16 protein-coding genes are annotated in these 11,414 nt (G+C 66.7%); 11 read left to right on the top strand and 5 right to left on the bottom strand.

Annotation, left to right across the window (positions count from 1 at the left end):
• Positions 1–217 precede the first annotated feature (217 nt).
• From AB0B89_RS30955 to AB0B89_RS30945, 3 genes are all read left to right on the top strand, one after another.
• Complete coding sequence (locus tag AB0B89_RS30955; RefSeq protein WP_358559875.1) at positions 218–448, top strand: helix-turn-helix transcriptional regulator; 231 nt, start codon at positions 218–220, stop codon at positions 446–448.
• On the top strand, positions 432–1,373 hold the full coding sequence (locus AB0B89_RS30950) for a hypothetical protein (RefSeq protein WP_358559873.1): 942 nt from the start codon (positions 432–434) through the stop codon (positions 1,371–1,373). Before AB0B89_RS30955 ends, AB0B89_RS30950 begins: the two co-directional genes overlap by 17 nt.
• 84 nt (positions 1,374–1,457) lie before the next feature.
• The gene (locus tag AB0B89_RS30945; protein WP_358559871.1) at positions 1,458–3,248 is read left to right on the top strand and encodes an FtsK/SpoIIIE domain-containing protein; all 1,791 of its coding nucleotides are present in this window, start codon (positions 1,458–1,460) and stop codon (positions 3,246–3,248) included.
• A 257-nt stretch (positions 3,249–3,505) separates the two neighbouring features.
• On the opposite strand, the gene AB0B89_RS30940 is transcribed toward AB0B89_RS30945, so the two are convergent.
• Positions 3,506–3,715: a hypothetical protein gene (locus AB0B89_RS30940; protein WP_358559869.1), complete on the bottom strand. Its 210-nt coding sequence runs from the start codon at positions 3,713–3,715 to the stop codon at positions 3,506–3,508.
• Positions 3,716–3,912: 197 nt separating this feature from the next.
• Complete coding sequence (locus AB0B89_RS30935; protein ID WP_358559867.1) at positions 3,913–4,188, bottom strand: GntR family transcriptional regulator; 276 nt, start codon at positions 4,186–4,188, stop codon at positions 3,913–3,915.
• 81 nt (positions 4,189–4,269) lie between these two features.
• On the opposite strand from AB0B89_RS30935, the gene AB0B89_RS30930 reads away from it, so the two are divergent.
• Entirely contained in the window at positions 4,270–4,536 is a 267-nt protein-coding gene (locus AB0B89_RS30930) for a hypothetical protein (RefSeq protein WP_358559865.1), read from the top strand.
• 2 nt (positions 4,537–4,538) lie between these two features.
• Positions 4,539–4,889, top strand: coding sequence for a MazG nucleotide pyrophosphohydrolase domain-containing protein (locus AB0B89_RS30925; RefSeq protein ID WP_358559863.1), 351 nt, complete (start codon positions 4,539–4,541; stop codon positions 4,887–4,889).
• Positions 4,890–4,981: 92 nt separating this feature from the next.
• On the opposite strand, the gene AB0B89_RS30920 is transcribed toward AB0B89_RS30925, so the two are convergent.
• A complete protein-coding gene (locus tag AB0B89_RS30920) occupies positions 4,982–5,191 on the bottom strand; it encodes a hypothetical protein (protein ID WP_358559861.1) in 210 nt (69 codons plus the stop codon).
• Positions 5,192–5,573: 382 nt separating this feature from the next.
• Positions 5,574–5,939 (bottom strand): hypothetical protein, encoded by a 366-nt coding sequence (locus AB0B89_RS30915; RefSeq protein WP_358559859.1) that lies wholly within the window; start codon positions 5,937–5,939, stop codon positions 5,574–5,576.
• Positions 5,940–6,491: 552 nt separating this feature from the next.
• Here AB0B89_RS30915 and AB0B89_RS30910 point away from each other — a divergent pair.
• The 6 genes from AB0B89_RS30910 (at position 6,492) to AB0B89_RS30885 (ending at position 10,682) form a co-directional block, all read left to right on the top strand.
• The gene (locus tag AB0B89_RS30910) at positions 6,492–7,970 is read left to right on the top strand and encodes a PspC domain-containing protein (protein ID WP_358559857.1); all 1,479 of its coding nucleotides are present in this window, start codon (positions 6,492–6,494) and stop codon (positions 7,968–7,970) included.
• Entirely contained in the window at positions 7,960–8,136 is a 177-nt protein-coding gene (locus AB0B89_RS30905; protein ID WP_358559855.1) for a hypothetical protein, read from the top strand. The genes AB0B89_RS30910 and AB0B89_RS30905 overlap by 11 nt, the downstream gene beginning before the upstream one ends.
• Before the next feature lie 39 nt (positions 8,137–8,175).
• Complete coding sequence (locus tag AB0B89_RS30900; RefSeq protein WP_358559853.1) at positions 8,176–8,769, top strand: ABATE domain-containing protein; 594 nt, start codon at positions 8,176–8,178, stop codon at positions 8,767–8,769.
• Positions 8,770–8,881: 112 nt separating this feature from the next.
• Complete coding sequence (locus AB0B89_RS30895) at positions 8,882–9,325, top strand: VOC family protein (protein ID WP_358559851.1); 444 nt, start codon at positions 8,882–8,884, stop codon at positions 9,323–9,325.
• On the top strand, positions 9,325–10,182 hold the full coding sequence (locus AB0B89_RS30890; RefSeq protein WP_358559849.1) for a pyridoxamine 5'-phosphate oxidase family protein: 858 nt from the start codon (positions 9,325–9,327) through the stop codon (positions 10,180–10,182). Before AB0B89_RS30895 ends, AB0B89_RS30890 begins: the two co-directional genes overlap by 1 nt.
• Positions 10,183–10,229: 47 nt before the next feature.
• Positions 10,230–10,682 carry a nuclear transport factor 2 family protein gene (locus AB0B89_RS30885; protein ID WP_358559847.1) on the top strand — a complete coding sequence of 151 codons (453 nt, stop codon included), beginning with the start codon at positions 10,230–10,232 and terminating at the stop codon, positions 10,680–10,682.
• A gap of 193 nt (positions 10,683–10,875) precedes the next feature.
• Here the strand turns inward: AB0B89_RS30885 and AB0B89_RS30880 are convergent, their stop codons facing one another.
• Complete coding sequence (locus tag AB0B89_RS30880; protein WP_358559845.1) at positions 10,876–11,088, bottom strand: hypothetical protein; 213 nt, start codon at positions 11,086–11,088, stop codon at positions 10,876–10,878.
• Positions 11,089–11,414: the final 326 nt, after the last annotated feature.

Raw genomic sequence — 11,414 nt, 5'->3', positions numbered from 1 at the left:
GCGTCGGCGAATCTTCGGTCGGGCCGGCGCCGGAGCGTCTCCAGCATGCCTACCGTGCTGACCGACACGGTGAGCATGCGTGCCAGTTTCAGCTGCCATGTGATTAGGCTCACACGCGCGGAACATTACTCGTAGTAACTACATACTTTTGCGCATAACGCGCCCAGTGGTGCACTGGTAGTAGCGCCCGGCATGCACCACTTACTCAGGGGACGTTATGTCAACGATTTCGCGATTCAGCCGAGAAAAACTCAGGAGGGCCCGCCTTTCCGCTGGGCTCAGTCAGCGACAGCTCGCCTATTGCCTGGATGTCAGTTCATCGTCAGTACTCAGGTGGGAGCAGGGCACCTGCTCCCCCATCGCAGACCGACTGCCGCAGATAGCCGAAATTCTCGGCATCGAGATCAAGGACCTTTTCGAGGAGGCAAGTGATGAAGTTCAAGACTAAGAAGACGATCGATTACCGCGAGATCGACGTGAACGGCCAAAAGGCGTTTGTCCCGCATGAGCGCACCTACCGAGTTCCGGACGCTGGCGCCGACTGGAACATGCGGCGCTGGCAGGCCCTGACCGCAGGAACCGCCGCTGTCGTCCTGATCTCCATCGTCTGGTCCGCGACCAACATCGTGGACCTGCTCCAGACCTACGTCCCGTTCCCGGTCGCCCTCGTGGCGGCTGGCGTGATCGATGTCGTCTGGGTCCTGTTCATGCTGCTGGAGTACAACCTCCGGACAGACGCCCACGCCCAGGCGGGACCGAGGCGCATGGGCTGGTTCATCCTGGCCCTGTCGGCGCTCGCCGTGTTCTACCACGGGTTCCTGGCGGGGGACCTGATCACCGCCACCATCGGGGCGTTCATCTCAGTCGCGGTCAAGATCCTTTGGTCGTACGTGATGAAGTCCCACGTCCGCAAGCTCAGCCCCGAGGCCCAGACCCGACTGAGCATCGCGCTGGACCAGGCTTACGCCGAGGGAGTGAAGGCGGAGGTCGAGGGGGCGGTGGCCCGCAAGCGTGCCGTGATTGCCGCCCGCCTCGCTGCGATGGAGATCGAGCAGGCCGAATACCCAGTGGATATCCGGGTGGATAGGGCGGGTACCCAGCCCGAATACCCGGATACCCGCCCTGAGGTGTCGCTGGCCCCGCCGCAGGCCAGAGGGGTATCCGCCCCGGATATCCACCCATCCGCACCGGGTCTCCACCGGATATCCACCCAGGACGAGGGGGTATCCGCCCTGGTCGGCCTCATCCGTTCCGGTAAGACCCCGACCATCTCCGAGGCAATGGACATCACCGGCAAGCCGTACACCACGGCGCAGCGGTGGCTCGCCAAGGCCAAGGATCAGGCCCAGGAAGGCACAGGGCTCTATCTCTGATCTGCAAGGACTCTAGGGCCGATCCCCCGAAAGGCGGACCGGTCCGGGTGTTCGGACAGACAGCTAACCGAGGGAGGCACGGACATGAACGCGCTGAAGAACAACAAGGGCGGGCTCGCTGCGGCGACACTCGGCCCGTCAACCGCTGGGGTGGCCCTCGGATTGGCCATGCACGCGACTCACGGAGACGCCGCCACGGTGCTGCTGGGGATGGGTGCGGTAGGCGGTGGGGCTCTGGGCCTGGCCGCCCTCACGCGGAGCTGGGGAAAGGTTCTCGCTGGTGCGGGGGCGGGGGCGGGGCTGCTCCTGGGCCAGGCCGCTATCACCGGGGCACTCGGCCCTGCGGACTCGTTTTACGCCTGGGCGTTCAACGCCATCGTTGGCGGGACCTGGTACGGCGTAGTCAAATACCGCGACCGCTACGACAGCCACCACCTGGACAAGCAGATCAAGCTGAACAGGTACCAGCAGGGTCTCGTCCGGCTGGAGATGACTCAGCATCAGCTCGCGAACAGGGTGTCGCCGGCCTCGGAACCCGCCCCCGTGCTGGTAGGCCGCACGGTGGAAGAGACGGCCATACGGGAAGCTCTCCACATGCTGTGGAAAACCCAGCCGCTGGGGGCCTCGGTACTACGCACTGCCTACGGCTGGGCGGCCACCCTAGACCTTCCCGCGACGCTGCCCAGAGACAAGGTCATCAAGAACTGGGGCATGGTGGCGGACCACTTGGCCCTGCCCGGCAAGTTCGAGGCGATTCCCGGCGAGATCGGCGGTCGGGTGATCGCTCACCACTTCGCCCGGGATCTGCTGGCGGACCTCATCCCGTACGCTCCGGCTCCTAGTCGGACGTTCCTGGACCCGATCCCGCTAGGTCTCGACAAGTACGGGAACCCAGTGCAGATCAACCTGGCCTACTTCCACACTCTGATCGCCGGTTCCAGCAACTACGGCAAGTCCAATCTCGTCAAGCTGGTGGCGCTGCGGCTGGCCGAGGCCGGTGCTGAGCTGTACGGGATCGACATGAAGCCCGGAGCGCCCGAGCTGAACCTGATCCGGCCCATCCTGCGCGGCCTCGCCACCACCGTGGAGCAGGCCCGCGCGCTGTTCGACTGGCTAGACCAGGAGATGCAGGAGCGTGGCGAGATTCTGGCCGAGGCTGGCGACACCAAGTGGATTCCCGAAAAGCACGGCCGACCCGCCATCTTCGTTCTCGCCGATGAGCTGGCGGAGCTAGTCCGGCAGGGCGATGACAAGGACAAGAACCCCGGCGAGGAGAAGATCTCCAAGCAGCTCGAATCGCTTCTGGCGCTGGCGAGAGCGTACGCGATCCACCTGGTGCTCATCACGCAGCAGCCGTCCAAGGCCGTGTTCGGCGGCAAGACGGACGGCAGGGGCAACGTCACGAACCGTCTCTGCGCCCGGATGAACGAACGCATTCACAACCAGTTCGTGTTCGCCGATCCGGCGTGGGACACCAGCACGTTGGACCTACCCGGCAAGTTCCTCATGCAGAGCCCGGACCACCTGCGCCCCGTCGAGTACAAGGCCCAGTTCGTCAGTGACACCGTGTGCGCGGGGGAGGTGGCCCGCCTCAGTCCGCAGACGGCGACCGGTCCGCAGTCGCGTCGGATGATCCTCCCCGCGCCTCTGGAGCTCAACAACCAAGACCGCGTTCGGGAGGCACTGAGCCGGTGCGGTCCAATGACGAGGAAGGAACTGGAGCTGGCCACGATGCTGGACGAGAAGCAGGTGCTACGCGCGTGCAGCGCCCTGGGCTCGGAGGTACTCCGGGACCCCCAGACGGGGGTGTGGAGCCTGCAGACAGCGTGGGAATACTCCGTGGCCGGTGAGAACGCTGTGGGGGGGATCTCCTAGCCCCTCTCACCAGGAATCCCGCCGCATTCCCGCAGAGGGGGTGCGGCGCTTTTCTGTGTGACCCCCGTGCGACCCCCCGTGCGACCCCCCTGGCCGTGACTCCGGGGCACGCCGGCCCCGGGGCCGGAGGCAGCGAGAACCGTGCGGCCTGGCGGAGGGTGCGGCAGTGCCGGGGCATCTGGGAGAGGCCGACGGCAACGTTTCCGCGGGGCAGGCCGGACCCATCGGGCGGGCCACCGTCCCCATAGCGCACAAGTTCACTTCTGGGGCCCATCTTTGACGCTGGGAGGCAAGGTGGGCGGCTCCGGACGACGGCGCATCAAGGCGCTGAAGACCTTCCAGGCCATTTCGCGCCGATGTTTCTTCTTGGAGAAGGTCGCGACCATGCCGAACGTGAAAACAAGCAGCATGTACAAGATCGTCGATGCGCCGCCAGCAGCCGTCAGCAGGTTCACCAGGGAACCCATGTCGTTCCACCTCTCCCAATTGGCCTTAAAAACCAAGGAAGGGCTTCACGAGCTCAGCTATAGCCGTGCGGGAAGTTAGCGTCAACCGTACGTTTGTTCGATAACGTGCGGGACTGTCCTGGAGGGTTGGGGCGTGCCGTCGTCGGACAGGGCGAGGCAGCCAGACTCTCAAACAGCCGTGCATGCGTCGGCCTGCTCTACTCCTCGGGCGCTGGGCGGGTGACGAAGGTGCCCTTGCCGTGAACGGCGTTGACGAGTCCGCGTTCGCGTAGCTCGCGGATCGCCCTCCGAACCGTCATTCGAGCCACCCCCCACATGTTCGATAGGTCCAGCTCGCTGGGCAGGCGTGAGCCGACGGCACGTTCCCCACGTTCGATCTGTCCGGCTACGAAGTCGGCAATGGCCATGTACACCAGCGCCTCGCCGTCCGAGTTGATCTCGGGAAGCTCCTGTCCAAGGTCGTCGGTCCTCATGAGATCGACAGTAGAGGCCGCTTGACCTGCAAAGACACCCACATACTTCTGTAGAGGTATAGAGAGGTCTATGCTGACTCCATGCCCTCAGTCACGATCGAGATCAAGGGTCTGACCCTCACAGTCCCCGAGCACCTACACGCTTTCGCGTACCTCGCCAGGGTGTTCGAGGTCGGATCGAACGAGCCCAAGGCCCTGCGCCTGTCGACCAACCTGGACGACTGCTACACGTTCCTGGACGAGAAGCTCGTCGACCGGTTCTATGGGGACATCGCGGTGTACGACATTCAGTTCGCCGGCACCAAAAAGCCGACGATGATCAAGACGCTGCCCTCCCGGAGAATGTGACCATGAACCCAGCGCAGATGGTTCAGCAGTTCCACGCCCGGTTCGGCCTACCAGCAGCCGACACCCCAGTCGTGCCACCGGGGGCGCTGGCCCGTCTGCGCCAACGGCTGCTGTCCGACGAGGTGGCCGAGGTGGCGGAAGCCGTCGAGTCTGGGGACCTGCGAGCCATCGCCCAGGAGCTGGCCGACGTGGTCTACGTGGTGTACGGCACCGCCCTCACCTACGGCATCGACTTAGACGCAGTGCTAGCCGAGGTCCACAGAGCGAACATGACCAAGTCCGGTGTCGCCGAGGGCAAGGCCGTGAAGGGTCCGGGCTTCCAGCCCCCGGATCTGTCCGGCATCCTGCCCTAGGAGTGGGTCTCCTGCGCCACGGGGACGGCCTCCAGACACGGACGAGCCCCGCCCAGGGCACGGCACACCGGGCGGGGCTCGAACGGTTCTCGCTAGGCGCTATCGCCCTTGCCGTCGCCGGAGAAGATCGCCTTGACCCACTCAACGCAGCGGTCCAGCACTTCAAGTAGCCAGTCCCGCCGCTCCTTGGGCAGCGCGATGGCGAACAGGAGTGTGGGAGAGAACGCCAGCACTACCACTAACAGGGGCAGCGCGATGAGGGCTGCGACGCACACGCGCAGCCACAGGGGAAATGCCGACATCGGATGTCCTAGCACCAACGGGGAGCCTTACGGACGTGCCACACCTACAAAGATGTGGGTCCTGGCATCCCACATGACGAAGCCGTCGACCCACGGTCGTGGGGACGGGCCATGCTCCTGTGATCCTGAGATCGCTGAATCCTGTGATCCTGAGTTCGCTAAGTCTTGTGATCGCTAATTCATTAGCTACTTGATCAGTAAAGTTAAGTTTCAGCAGGTCAGTAATGTGATCGTTTAGAGCTGTGGCTTATTAAGTCATGTGTTGGCTATCGGCATCACGTGCGCCGAGTCGCTGGACCGGCCAGAGATGCGCCGAGTCCGTGTGTCGACAGTACACCCGCTTTCGGGGCAGCGTGTCCCGGTTGACCGACCTCGCAGGGCTTCAGGGGGGTTCGAGAGCCTTGGGCGTCTCAATGGCTTCTGGGAGGCTCGGCGTCTGTGCCTTCCGCCACCGAGCAGGCACCTTGACGACGCCTTGGAGGACCGCCGCCGCTCCGGCTCCGTGGCCAAGGAAATTCGCGGCGGCCAGTTCCTGCGGGGGGTCGATAACCAGCTTGACGGTGCTGATTAAGAGCACGATCCAGCCCGCGAGGTGCACGAGTTGACGAACCAGCCTCACCGCCTGATCGGTCAGACCAGTAGCAGCCTTGACCACCTTAGAAGCATCGTCCAGTTTCCCGACGAGCTTCGGCTGAGCATCGCCCGGCTTCGGGACGACCTTCGGCTGCCTTGACCTGGTTGGGGCCATGCGGAGTCACACTCCCGTGAGGGAAGAGAGACACCGCTTGAGTGGCTGCTGTCTTTGACGGGGAAGAGCCGGAAAACCCGCCGTATCAGCCTCTGCGGTCTCGGCACACCTGGTGGCCGAGCGGCTCCGGCTGGTGCCTAACGCAGTGGCAGTTGTCTGCCACGCACCATGCGCCACAAACACAACATCCCCCTCAGGACATAGTTCACCTATGGAACCCTGGGGGGATGTGAGAATTCGCTGCGTCTGGCGGGACGACTGGGGCTTGCGGGCCAAGATTAGCGCAAGCGCTCACCAGGATGGAACAAAGTCGGCCAAGTCCACCACGCACACCATTGGCTCAGGCTGCTAGCTCGAACGGAACCCTGAGGTCGGCAGGTGCAACAGCCAGGGGCGCATCCTGACTCCTGCCCTGATGGCTCGGGGACGAGTCAGGGGTCTCCCGGATGGTGAGCAGGGCACGCGCCCGGCCACGATGGAGCCATGACCGAAGCAGGCATACCCGACACGACGCAGGAGCCAGGTAGCTTCCCATCTGTGGATGAGGAGCGTGTGCTCAAGCGTACTGACGAGGGACGCATGCTCACGGGGGTGTGCGCCGGGCTCGGCCGCCACACGGGGATGGATCCGGTGATCTTCCGCGTGGGCTTCGCCGCGCTCGTCGTGGGCTCCGGCATCGGCATCATGCTTTACGTCGCGGCGTTCCTGCTGATGAGGAGCCCTGACGGCGGCCCCGGATACGCCGAGCAGTGGAGCCGCAGGGTCTTCGACACCGAGACCGTGATGGCGTTGCTGGCGGCGGTCTTCGCCCTCGGCCTGATCATCAACCTGGCGGCCGACGGCATCAGCACCGCGACGGTCGTCGTGGGCACGCTGCTGGCCATCGCCCTGCTGGCGGCGCACGCCCAGGGCGCCGATCTGCTCGCCCTGGCCAGGAGCCTGCCGGAGCGGGTCAGGGGGAAGCCGCTCTCTGACTCGGTCCCGCCGGCGGACGCGGTGGCCGACGCGGTGCCGGGCGCCGGCGCGAGACCGGGGACCGACGCGGTGCCGGGGGCCGCCGCGAGGCCGGGGGGCGGCGCGGTGCCGGGGGCCGCCGCGGTGCCGGAGTACCGCCGCCTGTCGGACCTGGCCCAGGAGGCGCGCGACGCTTCGCCCGGCAGGGCCGTACACGCTCCCATGGACGCGCCCCACGCAGGGCCGTCCCCCGCGGGACCGCCTCCCGCCGCGCCGGAGATCCCGGTCTCATCGGGTTCGTCGCGGTACGGGCCCGTGCGGCTGGGCGGAGGGTTCGACTCCTCGGGTGAGCCGTTCGCCCCGCGCGGACCCTACAGCCGGTACGCCCCACCGCAGCCTTACGAGCCGCACGACTGGGGTTACGGCGGAGGCGGCGCCGGCCTGGCACGGCCCGACCGCCCGAAGCGGCCGAAGTCCTTCACCGGCGCCATCACGATGTTCGTCGCGTTCGTGGTCGGAGGGATCATGGTGGCCGCGCAGTCGTCCTCCAGCACGTTCAACCTGCCCGTGGTCGGCGGGGTCGTACTCATCACGATCGGCTCCGGGCTGCTGGTCGCGACCTGGCTCGGCCGGGGCGCGGGCCTGGTGGCGACCGGCACGATCATGTCTCTTCTCCTGGTGGCGGGGTCGACGGTGAACGGTATTCCTAAGAAGATCGGCAGCTATACCTGGGAGCCGGTCGACAGCTCGCAGGCCGTGCGCTCGTACGCGGTGGGCATCGGCGACGGCACCCTGGACCTGCGGGAGACCAAGCTCGCGCCCGGGTCGCGCACCCGGTTCGACGCCTCGGTGTCCATCGGGGAGCTCAAGATCATCGTGCCCCGCACGGCCCGCGTCGAGGTGTTCGGCTACACCAGGCTGGGCGACGTGAAGATCGAGCACTCGGTGCAGGGCGGCGCCGACGTCCACCACGACAAGGTGCTCGAACCCGACGTCGCCTCCTCCGGCACCGCGCCCGTCATCGAGTTGCACATCAAGGCCGGCATCGGCGACGTGGAGGTACACCGTGCCGCATAGGACCGACTGGCTGTCGCTGCTCTCGGGCCTGCTGTTCATCGGCATCGGCGTCCGCTACCTGGCCCAGCCCGCCCCCGACACGCTGGTCATGGCGCTGATCCTCGTCTTCGGGCTCGGGTTCGCGGGCTTCGTCGGCATCATCGCCAAAGCGGTCCGCAAGCGCTGACTAACGGGACCAAGGGCGCGAACGCGTTAGGATGGGCGGATGCCCGAACCCCTGGTCCTGCTGTTCACCCAGACGATCCGGGCGAGCCGGCTGAACCGCGGCGAGATCTCGGACGCCCTCGCCGACACCGACGGCCTGACCGCGTGGGTCAGAGACCACGCCGGCGAGCTCGGCGTCGACCCCCGCTTCACCGCGAGCGACTCCCTGCGTGACGAGGTGGTCGAGCTCCGTCAGGCCGTACGGGCGCTGTTCGCCAGGGCCGTGACACCCGGGCCGCCCAGCTCCGCGGACTTCGCGCGGCTCCCGAAGTTCACCGACGCGCTCGCCACGGTGAACGCGGCGGCGACGGCCGTGCCCCTGGCCCGGAGACTCGAATGGCCAAAGGACGCGGACCCCGTCGCGACGACCGTGCCCGCCGCCCCGGCGAGCGAGTCCGTGCGGCTGCGCGCGGCGCTGGCCACGGCGGCGATCGAGTTCCTCGCGAGCCCCGACCGGCACCGGCTCAGGTCGTGCCCGGCGCCCCGCTGCGTGCTGTATTTCGTCAAGGACCACGCCCGCCAGGAATGGTGCTCGGTCGGCTGCGGCAACCGCGCCAGGGCCGCCCGCCACTACCGCCAGCACCGCGACGACTGACCCGTTCTAACGGATTGATTCATCCCCATCCGTTAGGTTACGCTCCCCTTGATTCTCTAACGGAACCACATCCGTGGTTCCGTTACAAGGCTCGGGCGAAGGGGCGAACCACATGGGTTTCCAGATCGGGCACGTCGGCCTCAATGTGACCGACCTTGAGAGGACCAAGGAGTTCTACCTGCGCGTCTTCGGCTTCGACCTCAACTTCGAGTCCACCGAGGGCGACCGGCGGTACGCCTCCCTCGGATACGACGGCGTCTCGATGCTGACCCTCTGGCAGCAGAGCGAGGGCCGCTTCGCGACCGGCCTGCCGGGCCTTCACCACGTCGCCCTCCAGGTGCCCGACATGGACGCCGTGCGCCGCGCGGAGGCCACGCTCCAGGAGATCGGGGTGGAGTTCGCCTACGAGGGGGTCGTCCCTCACGCCGGCGGACGGCAGTCCGGCGGGGTCTTCTTCACCGACCCCGACGGCATCCGCGTGGAGATCTTCGCCCCAACCGGCGCCGAAGCGCTGACGGCCCCCGTGGAGGATGCCCCGACCTGCGGATTCTTCTGATGGAGCATGCCGGCGAGCTGCTGCTGCAACGCCGGGCCGGGATCACCCGTCCTCTGGGCTCGGCCCGGGCGCGCCCCGAGATCCCTCCCGTGGCGGCGGCCTTCCTCCGGGCCCAGCGCATGCTTGTCATCGGAAGCCCCGATGGCCGGGGGCGGGTCTGGGCGGGCACGCTCACCGGGCCGCAGGGGTTCGCCGACCCGGTGGACGAGCGGCTGGTCGAGGTCGGCGCGCTGCCCGGCGGACCCCTCACCGGGCTGTTCGAGGAGAGCCACGACATCGGGATCCTGGCCATCGAGCCCGCGACCCGCCGGCGCATGCGGGCGAACGGCAAGGCGCGCCGTGAGGGAGGCCGGCTGGTCGTACGGACCGAGCAGGTCTACTCAAACTGCCCCAAGTACATCCAGAAGCGGGAGCCGTCCCCCATCCCCGGCGCGACCCTGGCGAAGGGCCCGGTCACGACCGGGGACGGCCTCACCCCGTCCCAGCGGCGCTGGATCGGCACGGCCGACACCTTCTTCGTCGCCACCCACGTGGACGGGCTCGGCACCGACGTCTCCCACCGGGGAGGAAACCCCGGGTTCGTCCGGGTGGCCGGCGAGCGACGGCTCTCGTGGCCGGAGTACCCCGGCAACTTCATGTTCATGACCCTCGGGAACCTGCGGCTCAACGCCGCCTGCGGGCTGCTCTTCCTCGACTGGGAGAGCGGGCACGGGCTGCACCTCACCGGCCGGGCGGCCATCGCCGGGGACGGGGTCGCCTTCGAGGTGGACCAGGTCGTGGAGGTCCCGGGCGAGGTCCCGCTGACCTGGCGCTTCGTCGAACCCTCCCCGCTCAACCCGCCCGTGGAAGAGGTTTGATCCCCCGTCGAGGCCGGTATCGACCAAGTTCAGGGGGAGGACTACTGATGGCATCTCTGACACCGCCGTTCACCGACAAGACCGCGCCGATGAAGGTCCAGGCGGCCGAGGACGCGTGGAACACGTGTGACCCGCACCACGTCGCTCTCGCGTACACCACCGATTCCGTCTGGCGCAACCGGTCGGAGTTCGTGACCGGGCGCGACCAGATCACCGAGTTCCTCACCCGCAAGTGGTCCAGGGAGCTCGACTACGCGCTGCGCAAGGAGCTGTGGGCGTTCACCGGCGACCGCATCGCCGTGCGCTTCCAGTACGAATGCCGCGACGCGAGCGGGCAGTGGTGGCGCAGCTACGGCAACGAGCTGTGGGAGTTCGACGAGAACGGCCTGATGTGGCGCCGCGAGGCCAGCATCAACGACCTCCCGATCGACGAGAAGGAGCGCCGCGTCTTCGGCCCGCGCCCTCCCGAGGAGCACGGCCGGCCGTTCCCTCTCGCCTGAGGGCCGGCGGGGAGGGTTTACCGGCGCGGGGGTTGACCGGGCACATCAGGGGCGTACCTTCGCATTCGCCGGTTCTCACCATCCACTCCACTCACCGTTGGTGCGCTGGCCACCCTCACAGTCACTCCGCCGAAGGTCACCCCTCGCGAGGTTCGTACTGGTCAGATCAGCGCCGACGCCACAGCGCACGGCACTACGCCGAAATCTCTGTTGCGATTCCGAGTACGCGAAGCTTCTCGTCCAGGTCGCGGACGTAGGTGTTGGTGGCCCACGGCTGGAGCTGTCCTCTGGCCGTGCGGAGACCGTCGATCAGGCGCACCGAGCTGTGTCGCGTTGTCATCTCGGCGACGTCACCCAGCCTTTGGACCGCCGCGAGTATCTCCCGCTTCTGAACAAGTGCGGCCACGAGTTCCAACGTCACGAAGGCACGGGTTCTGGTGAAGGAACCTCCCAGCCCTTTGAGCGTCTGCTCGGACGCGCTGAGCGCCTCGTTCGAACGCTTGAGAGCGACAAGGCAGTAACCGGTGTTGCGTTGAACCAGTATGGACGTACACCAATAGAGGTGTGGAGGATCAGCTTCAGTGCGTGGATCTTCCACCTCCCTGTGCGCACGATCGAGGGCACGAAGACCATCCTCGGGTTGCGTCCACGGGGGTGGTGTACGAGTTTCCGCTGGTAGTCAGCGTGGCGTCGTGAAATGAAGACGGCCATCACGTGATCCTTCAGGTTGCT

This window comes from Sphaerisporangium sp. NPDC049002 (assembly GCF_040649355.1).
Classification (GTDB): Bacteria; Actinomycetota; Actinomycetes; order Streptosporangiales; family Streptosporangiaceae; genus Sphaerisporangium.
The sequence above is the reverse complement of the archived record's forward strand: the minus strand, read 5'-3'. Positions and strand labels throughout refer to the sequence as shown.